The following is a 25,935-nucleotide window of genomic DNA, read 5'->3' as shown; positions in this document are numbered from 1 at the left end:
TTCAGGGCCCGAGATGAGCGTCGTACCAGGCGAGCATGCGCTCCAGCGAATCGCGTTGATGCGCGGGTTCGCCGAAGAAATGCGGTTCTCGCGGATACAGCACCATCTGGGTTTCCTTTCCTAGAAAGCGCAGCCCGCGATACATCGCCATCCCTTGGGAAAACGGCACGCGCGCGTCGTCTTCGCCACCCACGACCAGTACGGGCGTTTGGCAATCACGCAGATAGCGGGCGGGAGAATGCGCGTCGTAGTTGGCCGCGTTGGCTGCGAGCGGTCCGAAGTAGCGGTTGAGAAAATCCGGGGCGATATCCGTGGTGGTCGCCATGCCGAACAGATCTGTCATCGCCGCTCCGGCAACGGCTGCCTTGAATCGGTTCGTGTGGGTAGCCACCCATGCGGTCAGATATCCGCCATAGCTCCAGCCGCCAACGCCCATCCGTTCCGGATCGGCGATGCCGTCAGCGACGACCTGATCGACGCCATCCATGATGTCCTGGAATTCGGCGTGGCCCCAATCGCGGTCGTTAGCCATGCCGAACGCGGTACCGGCACCATCGGAGCCTCGGGGGTTCGGTAGCAGCACCACGTATCCATGCGATGCCAGGATGACACCCCAGTCGTACCACGAACCGTGAAACCCTTGATCCCAGCCACTGGTCGGACCACCGTGCAAATGCACGACGGTTTTATAGCGCTTGCGCGGGTCGTAGTGGGGCGGCAAGAGCAGCACGGCGGTTACTGTTCGGCCATCACTGCGCGCGGTCCACCGGATCTCACGCTGCGTTCCCAGCAACCACGTTTTCACTTGGGGGTTGGTGACGGTGAGCTGGCGCTCACGACCATGGCGAGCCACATAAATTTCGCCGGGATGTGACGATGTTTCTTGGACATAGGCGAATGTGCGACCGTCGTGGCTGATCGCGATTTTTTCGACAGCGCCCTGCAGGGGCTGCGAGCTCACCGTCTGGCCAGACGCTGCATTGATACGCGCGATCGAATAACGCGTCCCCTGCAGGGAAAGACCGAACAACGCGTCGCCGTCGTTGCCCCATTCCATGTCTTCAAAGGTCGCCTGCCGGGTGTCGGCGACGACTTGCTCCGTTGCGGTGCGCAGGTCGTACATCACGAGAAAGCCGACATCTGTCGTCGGTGCCAATCGAAAGTAGGCAAGTCGATGGCCGTCGGGAGACCACAGCACCTTGCGTCTGCTTAAACCGCCAGGAATCCGCCGTTCGACGGCGCCCGATGATGCATCGATGGTAACGACGGACAACACGTTTTCCACATCGTTGGTACGTGACGTGGGCGAGCTGGATGCGACGAGGTGCGCATCATCCGGCGACCAGTCGAAAGCCACGATATGCATGTCTGGTTGAGTGAGTGGATGCGCTTGCCGAGTGTCGACGTCATAGATCCACAGGCGGCTGTTGGGCTGCGGCCGGTCAAGCACGTGTTCGTCGTGTTCTGGTGACTGTTGCGGCACGTCGCCGCCTTTGCTCAGGAACGCAATGCGTCGTCCGTCGTGCGACCATCGAAAGCCGCTGATGCGCAGAGGCAGGCGAGTGAGCGGTTCCGACTTTCCGCTGCCAGGCGATGCCAGCCAGAGCTGCTGCCCCGATGTTGCTGCGGCAGAACCGTTCGAACCGGCTTGGTGAGAATCGGCAGCCACGGGTGCTTGAGAAAGGAAAGCCAGTGATGCGCCGTCCGGTGACCATGCCGGCGAGTTCGGCGAGCCTTCGCCGGATACCAACGCTCGGGCGGCGTGCGCGCCATCGCTTCCCACTAGCCAGATGGTGGAACCGGCATCGGTGTCCACTTCGTAAGCGATCTGGCTTCCATCCGGCGATGGCTGCGCTTTGCTCACCTGCGCGAGTGCCACGATATCGGATGGTTGCACCACGTGAAGTGGTGGCTGGGCGTGCAATACGGCAGATGCCGCGCTCAGCCACGCAAAGAGAATCACCCCTCGGCAACGCGCCATAGTCTTTCCTCCCGTAGGGCCCTATCCGTGTGGATGGGCCAACCCTGGGCGTCTGATGTGGCTCGCGGACAGAAGGTTTAAAGCCCACCGTTTTCTGGTGTCCTGCTATGGGGCTGTGTTCGTTTCCTGAGATGATGTGCAGCTCGACCTGGGTCGTTGCACCTGGAGCCGAGGCACTTACGATAGGCAGGGAGCGAAAGCGATGGACATCAAGCCGGAAGTCTGGGATCACGTCATGGGCTTCGCGACGGAGCTCGCGAACGAAAGCGAACCGGACCGATATGCCACCACCTACAAGGATCTCCACGACTATTGCGAGGAGCAGAGCCTTGGCGGGTATGAACATCCGTTTCTGTGGGAAACGCTGGCTGATTTCACCATGGACGATGGTGCGGCGGTTTCCCTGTATCAACGGGCGTTAAAGCTGGCGGTGGGAGACGAGGCACGGGCCTATCGCGCATCCATCCAATTCTCGCTGGCCGAACGTCACAAGCGTCTTGGCGATGATGCGCAGGCACGCGAGTATGCGGTGTCGGCCGACGATGAAGCCAGGGCGATCGATGATCGGGAACTGCGGCGGCGCATCAGCAGGTTTCTGCTTTCGAAAGAGTGAATGCGACGACTGTAGTGCGCTGGCGATAACGTCAGCGCACTACCATGACCGCGTTTTCCCTCAGAGCCTTAGCCCGACTTCTTGCGCAGGTTGTCGCCGAAGCGTTCCAGCCAGTCCGATGCGTTGCGCAACACCTGACTGCCCTTGCCGAACAGGTTGCCGAGTTCGTCTTCCAGCAATTCGCGTTGCTTGGATTTTTCCGACTTGGGCAAGGGCGGCAGCACGTGCGCGAAGTACGACTTGCCGAGCACCCGGTGCAGCAGTCGCTCGCCGATGAATGGCTCGTTGTTGTTAAGCGTGCGCGCCGCTTTGATCAGGTTGCGTATGTCGTACTGCGTGGGGCTGAGGTCAGGCACCTGCTTGCGCAGATTCAGCAGGGTGTAGACGGCGACTCGGGCCGTTCTTACCGAACTCTCCATAGTGAAGATCACATCGTTGTGGGTTTCGACAAACTGCCCCAGCAGGCCGAGATTGGTGCAGCCCGCTGGCACCACGTGAGGCCTGTCGCCCGCTGCGCGCGGCATGAACTGCGCGGTGATGTAAGGCATCAGCGCAAGTCGCACTTTGGAGTTGGCGGCCACCGCATCGAGCTGATCGATGATGCCCAGGTGATAGCAAAGCTCGGCCAGCACTTCGCGTCCCGTGCACGCCGGCATGGGCTTTTTCACGTAGTTGCCTTCCTTGTCCATCAGCAGGGCATAGACCCAGACCACCAGTACGTCCTTGGGCTGATCGGGGAAGTGCGGCTGACGATTGACGGTAAAGCTGAGTACCCAGTTCGAATCCGTGAATGTGATGACGCCACCCGTGGGGGTCTTGCCCGAGTAGGGATCGTTGACGGAAAGCTCCCTGATCTTGTCGGCCAGGGGCGAGGGCTTGAGCGTCAGCGTTGCCGACTCCCACATCGAGCGCTCGACGTCACCGCAGAACTTGAGTGGCTTACCGAATACCGGTGATTTCTTGGCGAGGTTGAGCCAGAGGCCCCAGTCGCTGTCCGCGCCGGGATCGTGGAGGCCGCGTTCGAGCACAGGCACGGTATTCATGTCGCCGTAGGCCGTGCCTTCGGTCATGGAGCCGGTCAGCGCAAACACCAGGTCACCATCGGCGACGGGAAGCGTGGTGTCCTTGCCGTCGATGGTGCAGCGGATGCCGGTGACCGTGCGACGCTCGTCATCGACCGCCATGTCGAGATCATGCACGCGTGTATTGAACTGCACCTGCACCCCCTGCTTGCGCAGCATGGTGATGAGGGGGCGCACGAAACTGTCGAACTGGTTGTACTTGGGAAACACCAGGGCAGACATGTCGTTCAGGCCGTCGATCGCATCCAGGAAGCGGTGCATGTACAGCTTCATCTCCAGCAGGCTCTGCCAGTTCTCGAAGGCGAACATCGAACGCCAGAAGAACCAGAAGTTGCTTTGCAGGAAACCTTCGCTGAAATAGTCCTCGATGGTGATGTCGTCGAGTTCTTCCTTGGGCTTCAGCATCAACCGGATCAATTCCCACTGCTGCGCGCGGTTCAGGCCGAAGGTGGAGAAATCCTTGATCTGGCCCTGCTTGTGCATCAGGCGGGCTTTGGAATAATTCGGGTCGTTGTCGTTGACCAAGCGGTACTCGTCCAGCACGCTGTAGCCTTCGGGCAATTCGAGCGCTGGCACGTCCTGGAACATGTCCCATAGGCTGTCGTAGTTCCAGTTCATCTCGCGGCCGCCACGGACGATGTAGCCGTCCTGCGGGTTGCCCGAACCATCCAGCGAGCCACCTTCGATATCCATGCTCTCGATGATGGTGATGTTGCCGGCAGGCATGCGGCCATCGCGGATCAGGTAGAACGCAGCGGCAAGGCCGGCGATGCCGCTACCGATGATGATCGCCTTGCGCTGCTCGATACCCGCCCCGGGCAGCGTCTTGTTGCGCATGTAGGCACCCATCATGTCCGGCGGCGGCAGGGCGTTCTCCGGGCGGTTGTGCCAGTAGCCGTGGGAGGCATCGGGCTCATGCTCGAAGCTCTGGGTGTCGGCAGTCGGGGTGTTGTCGTGGGTCACGGCCTGGCTCCTTGGTCGCAAAGGCAACAAAACGTCGCCAAAACCAAGAGCTTCGCGGACGCACAGGAAAATCGCCGTGAAATAGGCTCGGGTCGATTGCCGCAGGGGCGCGGTTCGCTGCGCGCCTCAGTGGGTGATGTGGTTGGCCAGTTCCGAGATGGTCAGCCGCGTCTTGCCGCTGCTGGTCAGCGGAATCGTGTCCACGAAATGACAGTGCAATTGCAGACTGTCACCCAGCACTTTGTGGATTTCGTGGCGGATGAACGCCAGTGAATCGTCATTGAATTCGGCGCCGCGCACGATGGATATATCCAGACGATCCAACTGCCGCTGCACCACTTGGTAGCGACTCACGCCCTTGGTTTCCTTGAACAGGAACGGCAAGAACATGCCTGGAAGCACGCGACCATCCGGCGTGTGGATGGCGTCGAGCACACGGCCGTCCACCTGCTTGATCAGCGGTAATCCCCGGCCGCAACTGCACGTGTGGTGCGCGGGCGTGGCGAGGTCGGTGGTGGCGTAGCGGATGAACGGCATGCCGTAGTTGGACAGGTCGGTGACCACCACTTCGCCCGTCTCGCCATCCGGCGGCGCATCGGGCGTCTTGGGCAACTCCACCAACAGGTGATCGCTGTTGACGTGCAAGCCTTCGTGTCGCTCGCACTCGGAAGCTACCAGCATAAACTCGCGGCATCCGTAGGTATTGAATGCGGGACAGCCGAATGCTTTCTCGATGATCTCGCGCTGGAATTCGTGAAGCGCCTCGCCGCAGGAAATGAAAGACTGTGGGCGATACACATGGCGTCCGGTGTCGAGCATCCATTGCGCGAGACGAATCAGCGGCCCGGTGTAGCCGAGCAACACGCGCGGCCGGAAGGCATCGATGGCATCGGCGAACTCGGCCATGTTCGCTTCGGTCATGTGGAAGCTATTGATGACGCGACGAGAGAATGCGGCGTGATAGAGGTGATCCTTTACACGCTGCCGCCACGGCGGGTTGCCGACGCCGGCTCCCCATAGCAACAGACTGCGCGCACCCAGCGGTGCACCCGCCCAGCCGTAGCCGCGCCACATCACGGCATGGCGCCGGTTGTTGCTTTCGCGTGTGTAGCCAAAGCGCATGGGCTCGCCGGTAGAGCCGCCGGTGGCCTTGTAGAGCAGTTGATCGCGCAGTGAAACGGCTTTCAGATCGTCCAGATTCGCGCGGATGTCTGCTTTGGTGAGCAGCGGCAGTCGCGCGAAATCATCCATGGTGCGAATGTCGCTTGGCGTGACGCCAAGCTCGCGCCATTGCTTCTGGTAGTAGGGCACCTCGCGATGGCAGTGCTCCAGTAACTGCTTGAGGCGCGTCCATTGCAGTTGCGCCATCTGCTCGGGCGACAGCCACTGATCGTGCTCGTAACGATCCAGCCACGACAGCGTGTCGCGGTGGCGAAGGCCGGATTCATAGGCGGGAAACAACACCCGTCGAAAGGTTGTTTCGTACCAAAGGCTCATGACTGCGCGCCTCCCGTGTTCTGGTCGCCGGTCGATTTCCTTCAACAACGCCCCTGAGAAAACGCAAGTTCTTATATGCGATCTCGCGTCTTGCACTCGATCGATTATCTGCCCGTTGCATAGCACAACGCTTGCACCGAGCTGTCCTCGGGCATCGGAAAAAAGTTCTATATAAGTGGATAGAGATGGACGTCCAAAAGCGCGCCGTTGCAACGATCGCCGCCGTTTTACGGAATGCGCCGGCCGGGATCAGGTGGGCTGACGTCGTGATCCGACGACGCGGTTTCGTCCTTGCCGCTTCGCGGCATAAAGCGCTTGATCGGCAGAAATTACGATATCGCGCCAATGGCCCTGTCCGCGTGGCAACAGGCAGTAGCCGATGCTGGCCGTGCAGTTCAGCGCTTCGCCGGATGGCAGGGCGATGGGGTGGCTTTCGATGGCCCTGCGCAGTCTTTCCGCGATCTCGCCCACGGTGGCTTCATCGCCGTGGCGTATCAGCACCATAAACTCCTCGCCGCCGACGCGTGCCAGCAGATCTTCGTCGCGCACATATCGTTGCAGTGTTTGCGCGATGGCTACCAGCACCTGGTCGCCGCCGTCATGTCCCCAGCGGTCGTTGATCGCCTTGAAGTGATCCACGTCGATCATCAGCACGGCCATGCTCGTTTCTTGTCGGTCCACCTGAGCGGCCATGCGTTCGCCTTGTTCCCAGATAACGCGGCGGTTGGGCACACCCGTCAATGGATCCTGATGTGCCTGGCGGATCAGTTCTGCATCGAGTTCGCGGGTAAGCATCCACAAGAAACTCGGCGTGATCACCCAGGTCAGGATGAGGCGCGAGAGCAGGCCGAAGGTCGACGTCGGATCTTCGGTGACATCGGCAAATGGATGAAACCACCACCACGCGCCGCGCAGGAGCAACATGATGGCCCACAGAAAATGGAAGGCGGCAGCGACGCGTGCTACAGCGCGCCGCGGTTTGTCCACGCAATGCCACAAGGCATCGCCGGTGGCGATGGTGAGCAGGGCGGTCAGTGCGTTGCCCAGTATCACCATGAGTCGCAAGTTCTCGCCTCCGGCGATGACGCTGCCGATCTCCACTATCGCGAGCAGGGCAACGGGCACCAGCACCCATAGCCGGCGCCGGGGCAGCTCCAGGTAGGCGGTGACGCCGAGCAACGTCAGCACGGCGCCGACGTCGATGATCAGGTTGCCCGTCAGCTGGAGGTAAGCAAAGTCGATGTGGAAGCCGGGCAGGATCAGGACCGCGAAGCCGACGGCGAAGGCGGCATAGCTGAGACCCCAGAGCAGCACGCCATGCAGGCGCCGCCCCTTTGGGCCGGTGGCGTAGAGGGTCAGGAAAATCGCCGAGGAAAGGCCTGCCAGCAAGGCGTTGACGATCAGCAGGGTGCCGGCGTGGGCCAGCCTTGCAATCCATTCCACGGTGTTCCCCGACCAGACAGTGGCGACGTTGCCGCCCTGGGCCTGAGTATAAATCCCTACGTTTCGGGGCGATGGCGTCAGTAGGGATGTCCCGTGACTGCCGTGGCTGGATGGGCCACGGCTGACCGTAAGATCAGGAAAGGGGCATGGAACATGGCGAGTACGGATGTCAGGACGCTGGTGCTGGAGTCGCGGCTCACATGCCCCCAGTGCGATCACCAGAGCATGGAAGTCATGCCAACCAACGCCTGCGTGTTTTTCCATGAATGCGCCGCGTGCGGCGCGTTGCTGAAGCCCAAGGAAGGCGACTGCTGCGTGTTCTGCTCGTACGGCTCGGTGCCATGCCCGCCGATCCAGCAGCAAGGGCGGTCCTGCTGCGGGCACTGAAAGCGGCGTGATGGGCCACCGGTTATCTAACCGGCGGCACACGGATCGGAGTGGAATCTCCGATGATGGAAGAATGGATCAGGGAGTGTGGGTGTGGATCATTGCGTACCGATGTGGCTGGCGTTGGTCATGACGCTAGGGGCGGCTTCCGGAACCACGCGCAACAGGAAGGCGCAATACGTCGGGCTATTTCTCATTGCCTGCATTCTGATCTGGCGACTGCTGGCCTGATTGCTGAGGCAAGACCGCTCAATCGAGCGGCCGCACCCAGATATTGCGGAAGCTGATCGCAGGCGACGGGTCGCCGTGAGCCTGCAGCTTGATGGCTGCGTCCGCATGCGCCTTGTACTTCGGCTTGCCGATGTAGAACGTCTCGCCCGTGAGCTGGGTGTGGTTCTGCACCAGCAGGCCGTTGTGGAACAGGGTGACGTAGCCCGGTGACTTGAGTGCGCCATCGGCGCCGAATACCGGTGCGGTCCACACCACGTCGTAGGTCTGCCATTCGCCGGGCGGCCGCATGGCGTTCACCAGTGGCGCGGACTGTTTGTAGATGCTGGCGGCCTGTCCGTTGACGTAGGTCTTGTTGTTGTACGAATCGAGGATCTGGATCTCGTAGCCTTCGTCGCCCGGCCCGGTGGATGCCAGGAACAGGCCGCTGTTGCCGCGCGCTTGACCTTCGCCAGTGATGTCTTTGGGCACGCGCCATTCCAGGTGCAATTGATAGTTCCTGAAATGCTGCTTGGTCTGGATGTTGCCCGTGGCCTTGTCCACCGTCACCACGCCGTCGTGCACGTTCCAGCGCGCCGGTGAACGGTCCTTGGCGGTTTCCCACTGGCTGAGGTCGTGGCCGTTGAACAACACGATGGCATCCGAAGGCGGGGCGTCGTCCTGTTTTCCTGGTGTCACCGTTTTGGGTACGGGCTCCCATTGTTCGGTGGCCTTGGGATCGGTGGGCTCGGCCGTCTGCGCCCACGCGGCAGACGTGACGAGCGTGGCGAGTGCAAGCAGGATGGCGGCGTTGAGTCGCTGTGTCATGGGTGTTCTCGTTAGAAGTTCAGACCGTGCAGATCCGCACCGCATCCGCGAAGGAAGCGAACGGATCGGGCCCCGCGGGTTCGAATTCATGCGCGATGAACCCGTTGTAGTTCAGATCGGCGATGGCCTTGGCGACGGCGTGGTAGTTGAGTTCCTGCGTGCCGTCGATCTCGTGGCGGCCGGGCACGCCGCCGGTGTGGAAGTGGCCGATCCAGGCGATGTTGTCGCGGATGGTGCGGATGACATCACCTTCCATGATCTGCATGTGATAGATGTCGTAGAGCAGCTTCACGTGCGGCGAGTTGATGCCCTTCATGACCGCGACGCCGAATGCCGTGCTGTCGCCCTGGTAGCCGTGATGGTCCACCTTGCTGTTGAGCAGTTCCACACAGAGGGTGATGCCATTCTCCGCAGCGTAAGGCGCAATCTTCGAGAGGCCTGCCACGCAGTTTGCGATGGCCTGCTGTTCGTCGATGCCATTCTTGCGGTTGCCGAACATGGTGATCAGGTTGTTCACGCCGGCTTGTTTCGCGAGCGGGATGGTGGTTTCCAACTCCTTCAACAGCACTGCGTGGTTGGCCGGGTCGTTGAAGCCCATGGCGATGAAATTGTCGCGGCGGCTCGGATAGCCCATCGATACCGCCAGGCCGTGGTCGCTGACTACCGACCACTCATCCGTGTGCAGCAGGTCAACACCAGCAAAGCCAATGGTTTTGAGGCGTTTGCATAGGTCGGGCAGTGGCGCATCGGAGGTCCAGCGGCTCAGTGATTGCCGGAGGCGTCCTGCTGGCAACGTTGGCGATACGCCGTTGCCAGCTGTTGTTCCGGCGAAGGCTAGCGGCGACGCCGCACCCAACACCGCCAGTGCGGCGATACGGCCGAGCGCGGCGCGGCGGGAGAGGCCGAGGGAGTGATCGGTCATGGCCTGGGCGTCTCCTGCGCAAGCGGGTAGTGATGCATGGGGCTATTTGAGTCCCAGTAGCTGGCGGTTGAAGTTCGGGTCCGTCTTGGTGGCGACGAAATCATCGAACGCGTGATCGGTAACCTTGATGATGTGCTGGCGGATGAATGCGGCACCTTCCTGCGCGCCCACCTGCGGGTCTTTCAGGGCGCACTCCCATTCGAGCACGGCCCAACCCGGGTAGTCGTACTGCGCGAACTTGCTGAACACTGCGCCGAAATCGATCTGCCCATCACCCAGCGAACGGAAACGCCCAGGACGATCAACCCAGCTCTGGTAACCGCCGTACACGCCAGCGCGTCCGTTGGGGCGGAACTCGGCGTCCTTCACGTGGAAGGCGCGGATGCGTTCGTGGTAGATGTCGATGAAAGCCAGATAGTCCATCTGCTGCAGGACCATATGGCTGGGGTCGTACAGGATGTTGGCGCGTGGATGGTGATCGACAGCGTCGAGGAATCGTTCGAAGGTGGCGCCATCGTGCAGGTCTTCGCCTGGATGCAGTTCGAAACAGACGTCCACACCAGCATCGTCGAAGGCATCGAGGATCGGACGCCAGCGACGGCCCAGTTCGGCGAAGGCCTCGTCGATCAATCCTGCCGGGCGCTGTGGCCACGGATAGAAAAGGTGCCACGCTAGTGCACCGGAGAACGTGGCGTGTGCCGAGAGTCCCAGGTGCTTGCTGGCGGTCGCCGCAAGTTTGAGCTGTTCCACCGCCCAGGCCTGTCGCGCTTCTACGTTGCCGCGAAGCGCGGGTGGCGCGAAGCCGTCGAACAGGCGGTCATACGCGGGATGCGACGCCACCAGTTGTCCTTGCAGGTGTGTGGACAATTCCGTCACCGCAAGGCCGTGTTCCGCGAGCATGCCGGCGATATCGTCGCAGTAGGTCTTGCTCGCCGCCGCCTGCGCGAGATCGAACAGGCGTGCATCGTTCGAGGGAATCTGCACGCCGACGAAGCCCAGCGACGACGCCCAGCGGGCGATATCGGGCAGTGTATTGAACGGTGCTTCATCACCCGCGTACTGGGCGAGGAAGATGCCGGGGCCCTTGAGGGTCTTCATGGATAATGTCCTTGTCTTCGCTTTAGGCCTCGTTCGAAATCTCGCCTGGACGTCTCATGCTCACCGTCATTCCGGCGCAGGCCGGAATCCAGTAGCGTCGTAGTTCGGCTTTCGCGGAAGAGCCATACGCTTTGACGTCACACGACAACCGTTTGCGTCTGTCACTGGATTCCGGCCTGCGCCGGAATGACGGTGAGGGCAGCGAGCGCTCAAGCCAGGTTTTGAAAAGGCTCTTGGGCTCATGAATTAAAGCGTCAACACAGTTTCGACGGCCCAGGCTTTGCCGTTGCCTGCCTTCGACAGCGGGACGTCCGCCTGGTAGCCGCCGGGTACGGCCGAATACTGCAACACCTGTGTGCAGCCAGGCTCGGACAAGAAGAAACCCATCATGGTCAGCTTCTTGGTCATCATGACGAAGTTGGCGGCCGAGGTTGCCTCGTTGTCGCCGGGGTGCGCCAATGCCTCGCGATGTAGTTTCGTCACTAGCGCCTTGCGTTGCGCATCGTCCAGCTGGAGGAAGGGCTTGCCACCGGCACGGTCGAACGCGGCCAGCGAACCCAGATAGCGCTGCTGCTCGGCGGGCGTATAGACGTCCTTGAACATCTGGTCGATGAAGGCGGGAACGCCTGCGTCGATCGCACCCGGCGTCTTGCCTCGGGGCAGGATGATGTCGACCACGGCGGCCAGCAGATCACCTTGTGGCGAGGTGAAGAACTGCGGCGTGGAGCCAATAGCGGCCTGGGCGGCGGCGTGTGCATCGAAGGCGGCGAGTAGCGAGGGCGCAGCCACCACGCCCACGGCCAGTGCAGAAACGCATTTCAACCATTCGCGACGATTCATGGCATGTCCTCAGATGTTGCCGCGCTTGAGTTCGTCCACGGCGTGGCTGGCCGCGCGGGCGGTCAGGGCCATGTAGGTGAGCGACGGGTTCTGGCAGGCGGAGGATGTCATGCACGAACCGTCGGTGATGAAGACGTTCTTGCAGGCATGCATCTGGTTCCAGCCGTTGAGCACCGAGGTCTTCGGATCGCGGCCCATGCGCGCCGTACCCATCTCGTGGATGGCGGCGCCCACGTTGGCCTCGATCTGGTACGACTGCACGTCGCTGTAGCCGGCGGCGGTCATCATCTCGACGGCATCCTCGATGATGTCCTTGCGCATCAGGATTTCGTTCTGCTTGTGCTCTACGTTGAAGTTGAGTATCGGCAGGCCGTGAATATCCTTGCGGTCGCGATCCAGCTTCACGTAGTTCTCGTGTGAGGGCAGCATCTCGCCGAAGCCCGACATGCCCAGTCGCCACGGGCCTGGATCTTCCGCCGCACGCTTCAGGTCGTCACCGAGCAGCGGCTCGTCGACCAGTCGCGTCCAGTTGCGGCGGCTGGCGCTGCCCTGATAGCCGAAGCCACGCAGGTAGGGGCGCGTGTTCGAGCCGATATTGCGGTAGCGCGGGATGTAGAAGCCGTTGGGGCGCCGGCCGGTGTAGTAGCGATCCTCGTGGCCTTCGACCGATGCCGACACGCCACCACCGAACAGGTGATCCATGATGTTGTGGCCGACTTCGCCGCTGTCGTTGCCAAAGCCGTTGGGGAAGCGGCTGGAGACGGAATTCAGCAGGATGTGCGTGGTGCCGAAGGTCGACGCGCATAGGAAGATCACACGCGCGAAGTATTCCGTCTGCTTGCCGGTTTCGGCGTCGAGCACGCGCACGCCGGTCGCCTTGCCCTTGGCGTTGTCGTAGATCATTTCGTAGACGATCGCGTTGGGCACGATGGTCATGTTGCCTGTGCGCTCGGCCGAGGGCAGCGTCGACGAGTTGCTGCTGAAGTACGCGCCGAAGGGGCAGCCGCGCATGCACAAGTTGCGGTATTGGCAGGTGGCGCGCTGCGGGCTCTGGTCGTGCTTGAGCGGCCCGGAAAGGTTGGCGGTGCGGCCGATGATGAGCTTGCGGTTGAACTTGTCAGCCAGCCGACCGCTGAATTCCGTCTCCACGCAGTTGAGTTCCATCGGCGGCAGAAACTGGCCGTCCGGAAGCTGCGCCATATGTTCGATGGATCCACTCACGCCGATGAAATTTTCGACGTAGTCGTACCAGGGTGAGAGATCGGCGTAGCGAATGGGCCAATCCACACCCACACCTTCCTTGCCATTCGCTTCCAGGTCCATTTCGCTGAGCCGGTAGCTCTGGCGTCCCCACATGAGCGAACGGCCGCCGACGTGGTAACCGCGAAACCAGTCGAACGGCTTGGTTTCCACATACGGATTATCGAGATCATCGACAAACCAATGCTTGGTCGACTGCGTGATGCCGTAGAACGAGGGGCGCGTGTGAACCGGGTGGCGCGCCACATCTTCGCGCGTCGGCTCATCCGCGTAGGGAAGCTCCCACGGTGCCTTCATGGCGGTGGGGTAGTCGCCGTGCTTGACCATGCGGCCGCGATCGAGCACTAGCGTCTTGAGTCCTTTTTCGGTGAGCTCTTTGGCTGCCCATCCGCCGCTGACGCCAGTGCCGACGACAATGGCATCGTATGTGTTCTTTTCCATCATGATCCCTTGAAGCAAGGTTATCGGTGAGTGGGGGAGACGCTGCTCAACGCAGCGGACGCAGGTAGGCGTAGTCGATGCGCGCGGCCTCTAGCTGGCTCACGCGGCTGAAGGGGCCTTCCTGCTCGACGAAGCAGTGCTTGAGGCCGGCACGTTCCGCCGCCGCCATGATCGGCTTGTAGTCCACCGTGCCGCGACCAAGTTCGGCGCCGGGATAATCGTTGGGTGCAGGGGAGGGCAGGAAATCCTTGGCGTGCATCAGCGGGATGCGGCCCGGGTTCGCGTTGAAATAGTCGGCGGGGTTCTTGCCGCCCGCGTGAACCCAACCGCAGTCGAGTTCGAACTTCACAAGGTTGGCGTCGGTTTCCTTGAGCAGCACGTCGTAGAACGTCTGTCCCTGGCCGACATCGGTGAATTCCTTATGATGGTTGTGATACGCGTACTGCAGGCCGGCTTGCTTCGCCTTCTCGCCGATCTGGTTGGCGAATGCCGCGGTGCGCTTGGCGTCGTCGAGCGTGTAGGTGGCCTCGCCCTTGCCGCCTTTCATCTTCGCCATGAAGGACGGCAGCATGCTGCTGACGAAATACTGCGTGCCCAGCACATGGGCAGCTTCGATACCGGGGTCGATACCCAGGCTATCGAAGTGCAGGCTGGGGCAGGCAAGGCCCGCCTCCTTCAGCTGGTCACGCAGCGTCTGTGCGGTGGAGGTGATAATGGCTTCGATCTCGGCATAGCCGATGGCCTTGAGCGTCTTGAGCGTGCCCATCGGGTCATCCTGATAGGCCTTGAGCACCATGTAGAGCTGGATACCGAGCGGCTTTTGTGCCGCGGCGGCAAGAAGTCGGCCGGGTGCGTTGGCGGCAAGCCACGCAGCGCCACCGAGTAGAGCGGATCGAGCCAGGAACTGCCTACGGGTCAACATGAATATTTCTCCCGGGTGTCCAGGTGGAGGCGTTGAAGGTGATGGATCAGGCGGTGGTGGCGACGGGGCTGCTCGCCTCCGCCCGGCGATCCTTGAACAGCAGTACAAACAGAACGAGGACGACGGCGGCGCATCCGCCGGCGATCAACCAGATGGCATGCCAGTCGTGCACGACGATGCCTTGCGCGACGGTGCTGGAATTCACATCCACCACCCAACCCGATAGCCACGAGCCGACGAACATGCCCAGGCCGTAGGTGAGAAAGGTGATCAGCCCTTGCGTGGCGGCACGCAGCGCGGACGGTGCTTCGCGGTCGATGTAGATCTGGCCGACGACGAAGAAAAAGTCGAAGCAGATGCCGTGCAGGATGATGCCGAGCCACAGCATCCACATCAGCTGATCGGTGCCACCGAAAGCGAACATGGCGTAGCGCACTACCCACGCCAGCATGCCGACGGCCAGCATGTACTTCACGCCCAGGCGACGGAAGAACCACGGGATGAGCAGCATGCAGAACAACTCCGACATCTGCCCGCCAGTCATCTTGCCGGCGGCGTTGACGACGCCGATCTCGTTGAGGAACAAGTTGGTGAATGCGTAGTAGAACTGCAGCGGAATGCAGATCAGGAACGAGGCGAGGGCGAACACCGCCATCGACCGGTCGCGCAGCAAGTGCAGCGATTCCAGCGGAAGTGCATGGCGCAGTTCAAAGCGCTGATTGCGCGCCAACGGCGGCGTTGCAGGCAGACTGAGGCAGTACACGGCCATGACTACCGACAAAGCAGCGGCCAACAGCAGCGGCGACGCGGTGGCTTCCACGCCCCAGGTGCCCACGGCAAGGCCGACCACGATCCAGCCCAGCGTGCCGAATACGCGGATGGCGCCGAATTCCTCGCGCGGATCGCTGATGTGCCGCATGGCAAGCGAGGTGGTCAGCGCCAGTGTCGGCATGTAGCAGAGGCTGTAGACCAGCAGCACCGCATAGATCACCGCAAACGTATGCTGCTGTGCGGCGACCACCAGCAGCACGGCACCGAGGATGTGCAGCACGGCGAGCACGCCGCGTGTATCGAACAGGCGATCGGCCAGCAGACCGACGAACAGTGGCGAGATCAATGCGCCGATGGCGGTGGTACCTGCGACCGCGCCGATCTCCTGGCCGCTGAAGTGCAGTGTCTTACCCAGCCAGGTGCTAACGGTGACGTACCAGGCGCCCCAGATGGCGTATTCGAACAACATCATCAAGCGAAGGCGCCACTTCATCCCCGTTTCCCCTTTTTGCGTGGTGGCTCGTGACCGTCATCGACGGCCTGCCAGATGCCGCCCGCCGCATGGCTGCGGAGCATGGCGTCGATCACAAGGCTGTTGCGGTAGCCGTCTTCGAACGTGGGCAGGGCTGGTGGGCGCGTTTCCGGCGATCCGCCCTGGCGTATCCACGTGTAGGCGTCGGCGATCAGGTTGCGGAAGGCGTCGGCCCAGGCTTCCGGGTGGCCGGCGGGCAGGTGGGCGTAGCTGCGAGCGGACGGATCCAGCAGGGCAGGGTCCCGTTCCAGCAGGGTGTTCGCCTGTGCGTGGTGGCCGACCCACAGTGCGTTCGGTTGCTCCTGTTGCCATGCCACGGAGGCAAGTCGGCCATTCACTTCCAGCCGCAGGTCGTTCTTGTGGCCGGGCAGTACCTGGCCAACGATGAGGCAGCCGCGCGCGCCGTTGTCGAAGCGCAGCAGCACGCTGGCAAGATCCTCGCTGGTGATCGCGATTTCGCGTTGCGCGGCGGCTTTGCCTCGCTTGGCGAATGCTTTTGCCGACGTAGCGGGCGCCTGACGGATCGGCACGACGGTATGCAGGTCAGCGAGCACCGCGGTGATGCGCGAACCGGTGACGTGCTCGGCGAGGTCACACCAGTGCGATCCGATATCGCCGAGCGCAGAACTTGCGCCGCCCAACTTGGGATCGAGTCGCCAGGTGTAAGCCCGTTCGTCGGTCAGCCAATCCTGCAGGTATCGGCCATGCACAAACACAGGTGCGCCTAGTTTGCCTTTGGCGATCATCGCGCGCGCCTGTTGCACCAGTGCATGCCCGCGGTAGTTGAAGGTAACTACGTGTGCCACGCCGGCAGCACGCGCGGCTTCGACGAGCTCGCGGCTCTCCTCCGCGCTGCTGGCGAGCGGCTTGTCCGAGATCACGTGCTTGCCGGCGCGCAAGGCTGCCAGCGAGATTTCTCTATGCAGATGGTTGGGCGTGGTGTTGTGCACCACCTGCACGGCCGGGTCGGCGAGCAGTTCCACATAGCTGGCATAGGCGTGCCCGGCGTTCAGTTCGCGGGCTCGCTTCTTGGCGGAGTCATGGCTGGAAGCGGCGACGCCGATCACGTCCACGTCACCCAGGCGGCGCACGGCATCGATGTGATGCGTGGCGATAAAGCCCGGGCCGATGAGGCCCATGCCAAGCCGCTTCATCAAGGCGCCCCCATGACGCAACACCATGAGGGTGATTCGGGAGCGCCTATCCGTTCGTATTCGCGATCAGTTCGCTGCGCACGCAGGGGCGCAGCGCCCGATGGCGCTCGAATGTCTGTCGATGTCCTCTGGCTTGCCATGTCCCCTCCCGGTGTATGGGTGCAATCGGAAATGTATTCGATTACATCCTTATGGATACTGGGTATCCACATCGAGTCCGGGAGCGTTGTTGCCACTTCCGGATGGCTTGCTGCTATAAACTGGGCGAAATATGTAACAGATGCCCAAATGCCTGCGCAACGATTTCATGTAATCCATTACATTGCATCGCACCAATGCGCGAGGGAATGGTCGCTGGGATGGCTGCGCTATTCGCGTGCTTGCCGGCCCCAAGGCCAGTGGTATGGTCGTGAGCAATGCAGCAAAGAGGGAGGCGTGAGCCCGTGAGTGGGGACGGATCCAGGCGCAAACGACCGGGTACCAAGGGCAAACCGTCCACCCCGGCGGCGCAGCCGGCGCGCGTCCGGACGGTGAAGGAGATCGCCGCCGCCGCCAACGTATCGGTCGCTACCGTTTCGCGTGCGCTACAACGGCCGGAGATTGTCAGCGAGACCACGCGCCAGCACATTCATGAAGTGGTGAAGCGGCTGGGATACACGCCCAACGCCCTGGCCCGCAACCTGCGCACGGCACGCACGCGCCTGATCATCGCGCTGCTGCCCGACATCGCCAACCCGTTCTTCTCCGAGGTGATTCGCGGCATCGAGCAGGTGGCGCACGAGAGTGGCTATTCCGTGCTGCTGGGCGAAACGCAGGGCAGTCTGGTGCGCGAGCAGGCGTATGCGGACATGGTGGCGGCGCGCCAGGCAGACGGTATCATCACCATGTCGCCGCGCGTGCCGGCGATCCCGGTGCAGGGGCGGTTGCCGGTGGTCAACGCTTGCGAGTACGTCAAGGACGCGCAGATCTCCAGCGTCTATGTCGACAACGTTGCTGCGGCGGGCGTCGCGGTCGATTATCTGGTGATGCTTGGTCACCGCGACATCGCCTTCGTCGGTGGCCCGCCGTCGAGCCCGATCTGTGTGGATCGCGAGCAGGGCTACCGGCTCGCCTTGAAGCGCGCGGACATGGCGTTCCTCGCCAACCTCACTGTCGCGGGCGACTTCTCCATCGAAGCAGGGGAGCGCGCCATCGAGCTGCTGCTGGCGCAGGGGCGATCCTTCAGTGCGGTGTTTTGCGCCAATGACGAAATGGCTATCGGCGCCATGCGCGCACTCGCTGCGCATGGCCTGCGCGTGCCGGAGGATGTCTCCGTCGTCGGCTTCGATGACATCCGTTTCGCACGCTACACCACGCCCGCGCTGACCACCGTCGCCCAGCCGAAGAACGCGCTGGGGCGCGAAGCCATGACCATGCTTATTGAGCTGTTGAACGATGCCGGGGTGCCGCCGCGCAAGCGCGTGCTGTCGGCGGACCTGGTGGTGCGAGGTTCGACCGCGCCGCCTTCGCGCACGCGCTAAAGGCTGTCTGGCAGCTGCGGCGCCGACTCTGCGGAAAGGCCGCGTGAACGGCACGTCGATGGGTAGCAAACGAATGGGCAAGCGGCGTTTCCACGGCCCGGAATCGCAAGAATCTGGCCGGCTCGACCCCGGAATCTGTGCTACATTTTTGACCAGACAACGGCGTCACACCCGTTGTCTTCACGGAGATTGTCGAGCCACGTCCACCGCTCATCCATCGGGCGGTAAGTCCAGCCAGATTTTCCGGAGCGCAAGCGATGGCACTCACCCGCCGCGAGTTCATCAAGTTCACCGGCCTGGGCTTAGCAGCATCGAGCCTCGGCATGCTCGGCTTCGGGGCCTCGGGGGAGGCGCAAGCCGCCGCCGTCCGGCCTTTCAAGCTTGCCCACGCCACGGAGACGCGCAACACCTGCACGTACTGTTCGGTGGCCTGCGGCATCCTTATCTACAGCATGGGTGACCGCGCGAAGAACGCGCTCTCCAACATCATCCATATCGAAGGCGATCCGGATCACCCGGTCAATCGCGGCACGCTATGCCCCAAGGGCTCGGCGCTGCTCGACATCGTGCATGCACCCACGCGTTTGAAAGCGCCGCGCTATCGCAAGCCGGGTGGCACGGAGTTCGAGGAAGTCTCCTGGGATTTCGCGCTGGATCGCATCGCGCGCCTGATGAAGGACGACCGCGACAAGAACTTCATCGCCAAGAACGCCGCCGGCACCACGGTCAATCGCTGGACCAGTGTGGGCATGCTGGCGGCTTCCGCGTCGTCCAGTGAAACCTCGTACCTCACGTGGAAGGTGGTGCGCTCTCTCGGCATGGTGGTGTTCGACAACCAGGCGCGCGTCTGACACGGACCGACGGTGGCCAGTCTGGCCCCATCATTCGGTCGCGGTGCAATGACCAACACCTGGCAGGACATCAAGAACGCTAACGTCGTGATCGTCATGGGTGGCAATGCTGCCGAGGCGCATCCGTGCGGCTTCAAGTGGGTGATCGAGGCGAAGATCGAGAACGGCGCCAAGCTGGTCGTGGTCGATCCGCGCTTCACGCGCACGGCATCGGTGGCCGATTACTACGCACCGATCCGTCCCGGTACGGACATCGCTTTCCTGAGTGGCGTGATGCGCTACCTGCTGGAGAAGGACGCGATCCAGCACGAGTACGTGCGCTCCTATACCAATGCCAGTCTGATCGTGAAGGACGGCTTCGCCTTCAATGACGGCTTGTTCAGCGGCTACAACGAGGAAACGCACGCATACGACAAGTCCAGCTGGGATTACGAGCTGGACGACCAGGGCTTCGCCAAGTCCGACGATACGTGGCAAAACCCGCGTTGTGTGATCAACCTGCTCAAGCAGCACGTCGCGCGTTACACGCCGGAGATGGTGTCGCGCATCTGCGGCACGCCGCAGGACAAGTTCCTGCATGTGTGTGAACTGATGGCCAGCACCGCTGCGCCCGACAAGGCCATGACCAGCCTGTTCGCGCTGGGCTGGACGCAGCATTCGGTGGGTGCGCAGAACATTCGTTCGATGGCGATGGTGCAACTGCTGCTGGGCAATATCGGCGTGGCCGGTGGCGGCATGAACGCCTTGCGCGGGCATTCCAACATCCAGGGGCTGACCGACGTCGGGCTGCTTTCCAACCAGATGCCGGGCTATATGAATCTGCCCCAGGACAAGGAAACCGATCTCGACACCTACATGAAGACCAAGCTGTTCAAGCCGCTACGCCCGGGGCAAACCAGCTACTGGCAGAACTACAAGAAGTTCTTCGTGAGTTTCCAGAAGGCGATGTTCGGTGACGCCGCCACGCAGGACAATCAATGGGCCTTCGACTGGCTGCCCAAGCTGGATGTGCCGCTGTACGACATCATCCGGGCGTTCGAGATGATGAATAACGGTCAGATGACGGGCTACATCTGCCAGGGCTTCAACCCGCTGCAGGCATTCCCAGACCGAGGCAAGATCCGGCGTGGCCTGAGCAAGCTGAAGTTCCTCGTCACCATGGATCCGCTGGACACCGAAACCTCGCGTTTCTGGCAGGACTTCGGTCTGCAAAACCCGGCACATTCCGCCGACATCCAGACCGAGGTGTTCCAGCTGCCGACCACGTGTTTCGCCGAAGAGAACGGCTCGCTGGTCAATTCGGCGCGTTGGTTGCAATGGCATTGGAAGGCAGCGGAAGGGCCGGGCAAGGCGAAGTCCGACATCTGGATCATGAGCGGCATCTTCCATCGTCTGCGCGAGATGTATCGCAAGGAAGGCGGAACTTTCCCCGATCCTTTGCTCAACGTGACGTGGAAGTACACCGATCCCATCAATCCGGATCCAGAAGAGTTGGCCAAGGAAATGAATGGCCGTGCGTTGACCGATCTCGCCGATCCAGCCACCAACACAGTGGCGACCAAGGCCGGCACTTTGTTGGATGGGTTTGCGCAGTTGCGCGATGACGGCACGACGGCATCCGGTTGCTGGATTTTCGCCGGCTGCTTTACCGAGAAGGGCAATCAGATGGCGCGCCGTGACGCCACCGATCCACGCGAGCAGGGCATTGCGCCGAACTGGGCGTGGGCGTGGCCGGCCAACCGACGCATTCTCTACAACCGCGCCAGCGCAGATCCGGATGGCAAGCCGTGGAATCCCGCCAAGCCAGTGATCTCGTGGAATGGCACGCGCTGGGTGGGCATCGATGTGCCTGATTACGGCCCCACGGTGAAGCCTTCCGACGGTGTCGGTCCCTTCATCATGAATGCCGAGGGCATGGGGCGTTTGTTCGCTCGCGATTTGATGGCGGAGGGCCCCTTCCCGGAACACTACGAGCCGCTGGAATCGCCAGTGGAGAACGTGCTGCATCCCAAGGTGAAGAACAACCCAGCGGTGCGCGTGTTTGCCGACGACCGCGCGGCGTTTGGCAGTCCAGACAAGTTTCCGTACGTGGCCACCACCTATCGCCTCACTGAGCATTTCCACTACTGGACCAAGCACGCGCTGATCAACGCCATCCTTCAGCCGGAGGAGTTCATCGAGATCGGTGAAGTGTTGGCGAAGGAAAAGGGCATCGAGCAGGGCGGCTGGGTAAAGGTGTCGTCCAAGCGGGGCGAGGTGGTATGCAAGGCGTATGTCACCAAGCGCATCAAACCGATGATGGTGGATGGCAAACCCACGCATGTGATCGGCTGCCCCATCCACTGGGGCTTTACCGGCCAGGCCAGGAAGGGTTACGGCGCCAACACGCTGACGCCGTCCGTCGGCGATGCCAACACACAGACGCCGGAGTTCAAGGCGTTCCTCGTCAACGTCGAAAAGACCAGCGCACCGGTCGCCGCCTGAGGAAGCCGACATGTCCGACCTGCAATCGCAAGACTACGTCCGCCGCTCCGCGTCAACCATGACGCCACCCAAGGCGCGCAGTTACGAAGACCAAGTGGCCAAGCTGATCGACGTCAGCCGTTGCATCGGTTGCAAAGCCTGCCAGTCGGCGTGCATGGAATGGAACAACCTGCGGCAGGAGATCGGCCACTTCGAAGGCTCGTACCAGAACCCGGACGACTTGAGCCCCGACGTGTGGACGCTGATGAAGTTTGCGGAGTACGAGAACGAGCAGGGCAACCTGGAGTGGCTGATCCGCAAGGACGGCTGCATGCACTGCGAAGATCCGGGTTGCCTGAAAGCGTGCCCGGCGCCGGGCGCCATCGTGCAGTACGCCAATGGCATCGTCGATTTCATCAGCGACAAATGCATCGGCTGCGGCTACTGCGTGAAAGGTTGCCCGTTCGACATTCCGCGCATCAGCAAGAAAGACCACAAGTCGTACAAGTGCACGCTGTGCTCCGACCGCGTATCGGTCGGATTGGAGCCCGCATGCGTCAAGGCGTGTCCTACCGGCGCGATCATGTTCGGCTCCAAGACCGACATGAAGAGTTGGGCGGAGGAGCGCATCGTCGATCTGAAATCGCGTGGCTTCGAGCAAGCGGGCCTGTACGACCCGCAGGAAGTCGGCGGCACGCACGTGATGTACGTGCTGCACCACGCGGACAAGCCGTCGCTGTATTCGGGCCTGCCCGACAAGCCACGGATCAGCCCGGTGGTGATGGCGTGGAAGGGCATCATCAAGCCCATCGCTGTAGTCGGCATCGCGCTGGCGGCGCTGGCCGGTTTCTTCCACTGGATCACCGAAGGCCCGAACGAGGTCACCGAAGAGGACGAGGCCGAAGGCGAGCGCGTTCTCGACGAAGGGGAGAAGACGCCATGAGCCGCCCCAAGACCGTGATCATCCGCTACACCAGGGTGAACCGGATCAACCATTGGATCACCGCCATCTGCTTTGTGCTGCTGACGCTGTCGGGGCTGGCGATGTTCCACCCGATGCTGTTCTGGCTATCGGGCCTGTTCGGTGGCGGGCAATGGATGCGCGCGGCGCATCCGTGGATCGGTTGCCTGCTGCTGCTCAGCTATCTTGGCCTGATCGTGCAGTTCTGGCGCGAGAACCTGGTGCACAAGAATGACGTGGAGTGGCTGAAGCAGATGCGTTTCGTGGTGGCCAACGATGAGGAGCATGTGCCACCGGTGGGGCGCAACAATGCCGGCCAGAAGTTTGTGTTCTGGTCGATGACCTTGCTTATTCCGGTGCTGTTCTTCTCGGGGCTGGTGATCTGGGAAGTCTATTTTGGTGAGGCCACTTCCATTCCGGTGCAGCGCGCAGCCGTGCTGATCCACAGCCTGGCAGCGATCGCGGCGATCATCGTATGGGTGGTCCATGTGTACGCGGCGATCTGGGTGCGCGATTCGGTGCGCGCCATGACGCAGGGTTACGTCACTCCAGGCTGGGCGTGGCGTCACCACCGCACGTGGCTGCGCGAAGTGGCGAATGGTGAGCACGGCAAAGACGTCATCAGGAAGCGCCCATGAAGCAAGCCGGCGCGCCGCCCGAAGGCAAATGGACTGGCCCGGCGCATGCTGGCGTCAAGGCACCCGATCCCATCCTGCTCGCTGATCCATCACGGCGCTTCGCTGCGACTGCGCAACGTCTGGGGAAACTGTCCGCGGGGCATCCGTTGGAACCGTGGTTGCGTTTCATGGCGGTGCTGGCACGGGCGCAGCATGCGGTTACCACGGAAAGCGCCCCTGCGGCCACGCTGAGCGCGGAGATAGTGACGCGGTGCGTCGATGCACGCCTGCCGCCACTCGCGGCCGATGGACATCATCGCGATGCCCAGTGGCGTGACGGCTTGGCCTTGCTGCTCGAGCGCATTGACGACAGCGAGTTGCCACAGGCTGCGCAAGACGCGATCGAGCAATTGCGTAATAGCGATGCAGTGGCGCTGGAGAAACTGGCCGACCGGTTCCTGCGTGGCGGATTGACTGCTGCAGATACAGGCGCGGCGGTGTTTGTCGCCGCGGCGCTGCAGGTCTATTTCACCTGCTCGGCGGCACGCCTGAAGGTCGACACCTTGCGACTACTGGAAGAACGCGCGCTGTGCCCCTGCTGCGGCTCGCCTTCCGTTGCGGGCCTGATTACGGCCACCGGTATCACGCCGGGCACGCGCTACTTGTATTGCTCGCTGTGCTCCGCGGCGTGGAACCACGTGCGCGCTGTGTGCATCACCTGTGGCGGTACGCGTCATCTGTCCCTGCGTACCATTGAGGGCGATCCGGGTGTGGTGCAAGCCGAAACCTGCGATGACTGCCACACCTACGCCAAGCTGCTCTACCAATTGAAGGACACACAGGTTGACCCATACGCGGACGATCTGGCCTCGCTGGGTTTGGACATGCTGGTCACTGAAGCCGGTTACGCGCGGCATGCACCCAACCCGCTGTTGCTGGTGGGGGAAAGCGAAGCGGTTGCCGATTAGCGGGTCGCCTCACGGTGTGACTTCCAGGAAGATTCACGACCTCGTCATTCCCGCGTAGGCGGGAATGACGAACAAATAAATATGGAGTCACCGTAAGCCCAACATCCTGGTCACCGAAGCCGGTTACGCGCGGCATGCACCCAACCCGCTGTTGCTGGTGGGGGAAGGCGAAGCGGTTGCCGAATAGCGGGTCGCCTCACGATGTGACTTCCAGGAAGATTCGCGACCTTGTCATTCCCGCGTAGGCGGGAATCCAGTGCCTTTGCTTTTCATTGCGTTGAAAGTCACTGGATTCCCGCCTACGCGGGAATGACGGGCAAATAAATATGGAGTCACCGCAAGCCCAACATCACCGCAAACCATCCGCCCAGGATCCCGAATCCCACCACCGCCAGCGCAATCACAACCAGCGTCCGCCACGGAAACGAGCGCGTGAGCATAGCCAGCGAAGGCAGGCTCACCGGCGGCAGGGTCAACAGCAAGGCGGCGGCCGGTCCACCACCCAGGCCAAGTGCCAGCATGGCCTGCACGATGGGCACCTCGCCGGCGGTAGGAATCACGAACAACATGCCGGCCAGCGCCAACGCCGCGATCCAGAACCACTGATCGCCCATCGCCGGGCTGACGTGCGGAAACATCCACGCACGCACCGCACCCAGCAGCAAGACGATCACGATGTACTCGGGGATCAGTCGCAGGGTCATCCTGCCGAAGATCCGGGCCCAGCGCCGTCCCACCTCGGCGGCTGAGCGCGGCTCCGCTGCGGTGGGTGACCAGGCAACGGGTGCTGTCGGCTCGCCGGGCCCGGCCATGCGGTTGGCCACGTAGCCCAATCCGAACACCATCGGTATGCCCAGCAACAGGCGCAACGCAGTCCAGTGCCAACCCAACACGAAACCGGTGAACACCAAGGTGGCCGGGTTCAACACGGTATTGCCTAGCCAGAACGCCACCGCCGCGCCTGGCGACGCGCGGTGTTCGCGCAGGCCCACCACCACCGGCGCGGCGCAGCAGGTGCACATCATGCCCGGCACCGCCAGCAGGCCACCGGCAAGGACGCTGCCGAAGTGGCGCTGGCCCAGCATGCGCTGCACCCAATCCACCGGCAGCAGCGCCTGGATGCCCGAGCCCAGCAATAGCCCCAGCAGCATCGCCTGCCAGATCGCCTTGCCGTAGGCCAGCGCGTAACCGAGCGCAGCGTTCCAGGAGGGCGCTGGCGCGCTGGCCGCGTCGCCCATCAGGATGGAATGGCCAATGGAATGCTGGTTGGCGGCGACGAAGGCACGCCCGTAGTACGGCAACCATTTCACGTAGAACAGGCCGGCAACGGCCAGCAGAACAAACACGAGCAAGCGCCAGGAGCGCGTAGTCGGCAAAGTAGCGGACATGAAATCCCCGAGGCCCAACAGGTGGTGGCGGCCCTGACAGGGCACGATCTTGCCCACCGTGTGCCGCAGGCCTGGTGCGCTGCGTCGGGGCAGGTTGTTCAGCGGCGGCGAAGCCGCGCACGCATCCTGCTCGCCACCACATGAAGCCGAAGTCATGACCGTGGCGAACCTTGACCCCCGCTTGGTCAGCACCGCAGCATAGGGTCTCCTTGTGCGGCGATCAGCG

General features: G+C 62.2%; 20 protein-coding genes. 7 read left to right on the top strand and 13 right to left on the bottom strand.

The window, feature by feature from the left end:
• Position 1: 1 nt before the first annotated feature.
• The gene (locus tag DYST_RS07555) at positions 2-1,981 is read right to left on the bottom strand and encodes a S9 family peptidase (protein WP_239951074.1); all 1,980 of its coding nucleotides are present in this window, start codon (positions 1,979-1,981) and stop codon (positions 2-4) included.
• A gap of 202 nt (positions 1,982-2,183) precedes the next feature.
• Between DYST_RS07555 and DYST_RS07550 the strand changes: the two genes are divergently transcribed.
• A complete protein-coding gene (locus tag DYST_RS07550) occupies positions 2,184-2,594 on the top strand; it encodes a hypothetical protein (protein ID WP_239951073.1) in 411 nt (136 codons plus the stop codon).
• 68 nt (positions 2,595-2,662) lie between these two features.
• On the opposite strand, the gene DYST_RS07545 is transcribed toward DYST_RS07550, so the two are convergent.
• From DYST_RS07545 to DYST_RS07535, 3 genes are all read right to left on the bottom strand, one after another.
• Complete coding sequence (locus DYST_RS07545) at positions 2,663-4,639, bottom strand: oleate hydratase (protein ID WP_239951072.1); 1,977 nt, start codon at positions 4,637-4,639, stop codon at positions 2,663-2,665.
• 126 nt (positions 4,640-4,765) lie between these two features.
• Positions 4,766-6,136: a phenylacetate--CoA ligase family protein gene (locus tag DYST_RS07540; protein ID WP_239951070.1), complete on the bottom strand. Its 1,371-nt coding sequence runs from the start codon at positions 6,134-6,136 to the stop codon at positions 4,766-4,768.
• Between the two features lie 249 nt (positions 6,137-6,385).
• The gene (locus tag DYST_RS07535; RefSeq protein WP_239951068.1) at positions 6,386-7,843 is read right to left on the bottom strand and encodes a GGDEF domain-containing protein; all 1,458 of its coding nucleotides are present in this window, start codon (positions 7,841-7,843) and stop codon (positions 6,386-6,388) included.
• On the opposite strand from DYST_RS07535, the gene DYST_RS07530 reads away from it, so the two are divergent.
• On the top strand, positions 7,733-7,966 hold the full coding sequence (locus DYST_RS07530; RefSeq protein ID WP_102302345.1) for a GDCCVxC domain-containing (seleno)protein: 234 nt from the start codon (positions 7,733-7,735) through the stop codon (positions 7,964-7,966). The genes DYST_RS07535 and DYST_RS07530 overlap by 111 nt on opposite strands.
• Positions 7,967-8,215: 249 nt before the next feature.
• Here the strand turns inward: DYST_RS07530 and DYST_RS07525 are convergent, their stop codons facing one another.
• The 8 genes from DYST_RS07525 to DYST_RS07490 form a co-directional block, all read right to left on the bottom strand.
• Positions 8,216-9,001 carry a 3-keto-disaccharide hydrolase gene (locus DYST_RS07525; RefSeq protein ID WP_239951065.1) on the bottom strand — a complete coding sequence of 262 codons (786 nt, stop codon included), beginning with the start codon at positions 8,999-9,001 and terminating at the stop codon, positions 8,216-8,218.
• 19 nt (positions 9,002-9,020) lie between these two features.
• A complete protein-coding gene (locus tag DYST_RS07520; RefSeq protein ID WP_239951064.1) occupies positions 9,021-9,923 on the bottom strand; it encodes a hydroxypyruvate isomerase family protein in 903 nt (300 codons plus the stop codon).
• Between the two features lie 42 nt (positions 9,924-9,965).
• Complete coding sequence (locus tag DYST_RS07515) at positions 9,966-11,021, bottom strand: sugar phosphate isomerase/epimerase family protein (RefSeq protein ID WP_102302342.1); 1,056 nt, start codon at positions 11,019-11,021, stop codon at positions 9,966-9,968.
• A 246-nt stretch (positions 11,022-11,267) separates the two neighbouring features.
• Positions 11,268-11,861 (bottom strand): gluconate 2-dehydrogenase subunit 3 family protein, encoded by a 594-nt coding sequence (locus tag DYST_RS07510; protein WP_102302341.1) that lies wholly within the window; start codon positions 11,859-11,861, stop codon positions 11,268-11,270.
• 9 nt (positions 11,862-11,870) lie between these two features.
• Positions 11,871-13,562 carry a GMC oxidoreductase gene (locus DYST_RS07505; RefSeq protein ID WP_239951062.1) on the bottom strand — a complete coding sequence of 564 codons (1,692 nt, stop codon included), beginning with the start codon at positions 13,560-13,562 and terminating at the stop codon, positions 11,871-11,873.
• Between the two features lie 46 nt (positions 13,563-13,608).
• Positions 13,609-14,484, bottom strand: coding sequence for a sugar phosphate isomerase/epimerase family protein (locus DYST_RS07500; protein ID WP_102302339.1), 876 nt, complete (start codon positions 14,482-14,484; stop codon positions 13,609-13,611).
• Positions 14,485-14,530: 46 nt separating this feature from the next.
• Complete coding sequence (locus DYST_RS07495) at positions 14,531-15,748, bottom strand: MFS transporter (RefSeq protein WP_239951060.1); 1,218 nt, start codon at positions 15,746-15,748, stop codon at positions 14,531-14,533.
• Positions 15,745-16,941 carry a Gfo/Idh/MocA family protein gene (locus DYST_RS07490; RefSeq protein ID WP_239951059.1) on the bottom strand — a complete coding sequence of 399 codons (1,197 nt, stop codon included), beginning with the start codon at positions 16,939-16,941 and terminating at the stop codon, positions 15,745-15,747. Before DYST_RS07490 ends, DYST_RS07495 begins: the two co-directional genes overlap by 4 nt.
• 443 nt (positions 16,942-17,384) lie before the next feature.
• On the opposite strand from DYST_RS07490, the gene DYST_RS07485 reads away from it, so the two are divergent.
• The 5 genes from DYST_RS07485 to fdhE all read left to right on the top strand — a co-directional run bounded on the left by DYST_RS07485 (position 17,385) and on the right by fdhE (position 24,321).
• Entirely contained in the window at positions 17,385-18,461 is a 1,077-nt protein-coding gene (locus tag DYST_RS07485; RefSeq protein WP_239951057.1) for a LacI family DNA-binding transcriptional regulator, read from the top strand.
• A gap of 257 nt (positions 18,462-18,718) precedes the next feature.
• Positions 18,719-21,796: a formate dehydrogenase-N subunit alpha gene (fdnG, locus tag DYST_RS07475; RefSeq protein WP_275666941.1), complete on the top strand. Its 3,078-nt coding sequence runs from the start codon at positions 18,719-18,721 to the stop codon at positions 21,794-21,796.
• A 10-nt stretch (positions 21,797-21,806) separates the two neighbouring features.
• On the top strand, positions 21,807-22,718 hold the full coding sequence (fdxH, locus tag DYST_RS07470; RefSeq protein WP_239951055.1) for a formate dehydrogenase subunit beta: 912 nt from the start codon (positions 21,807-21,809) through the stop codon (positions 22,716-22,718).
• Positions 22,715-23,374 (top strand): formate dehydrogenase subunit gamma, encoded by a 660-nt coding sequence (locus DYST_RS07465; protein ID WP_239951054.1) that lies wholly within the window; start codon positions 22,715-22,717, stop codon positions 23,372-23,374. The genes fdxH and DYST_RS07465 overlap by 4 nt, the downstream gene beginning before the upstream one ends.
• Entirely contained in the window at positions 23,371-24,321 is a 951-nt protein-coding gene (fdhE, locus tag DYST_RS07460) for a formate dehydrogenase accessory protein FdhE (protein WP_239951053.1), read from the top strand. The genes DYST_RS07465 and fdhE overlap by 4 nt, the downstream gene beginning before the upstream one ends.
• Before the next feature lie 332 nt (positions 24,322-24,653).
• Here the strand turns inward: fdhE and DYST_RS07455 are convergent, their stop codons facing one another.
• On the bottom strand, positions 24,654-25,865 hold the full coding sequence (locus DYST_RS07455) for a permease (RefSeq protein WP_239951052.1): 1,212 nt from the start codon (positions 25,863-25,865) through the stop codon (positions 24,654-24,656).
• Between the last annotated feature and the right edge of the window lie 70 nt (positions 25,866-25,935).

The sequence above is a fragment of the Dyella terrae genome, from assembly GCF_022394535.1.
Classification (GTDB): Bacteria; Pseudomonadota; Gammaproteobacteria; order Xanthomonadales; family Rhodanobacteraceae; genus Dyella.
The sequence above is the reverse complement of the archived record's forward strand: the minus strand, read 5'-3'. Positions and strand labels throughout refer to the sequence as shown.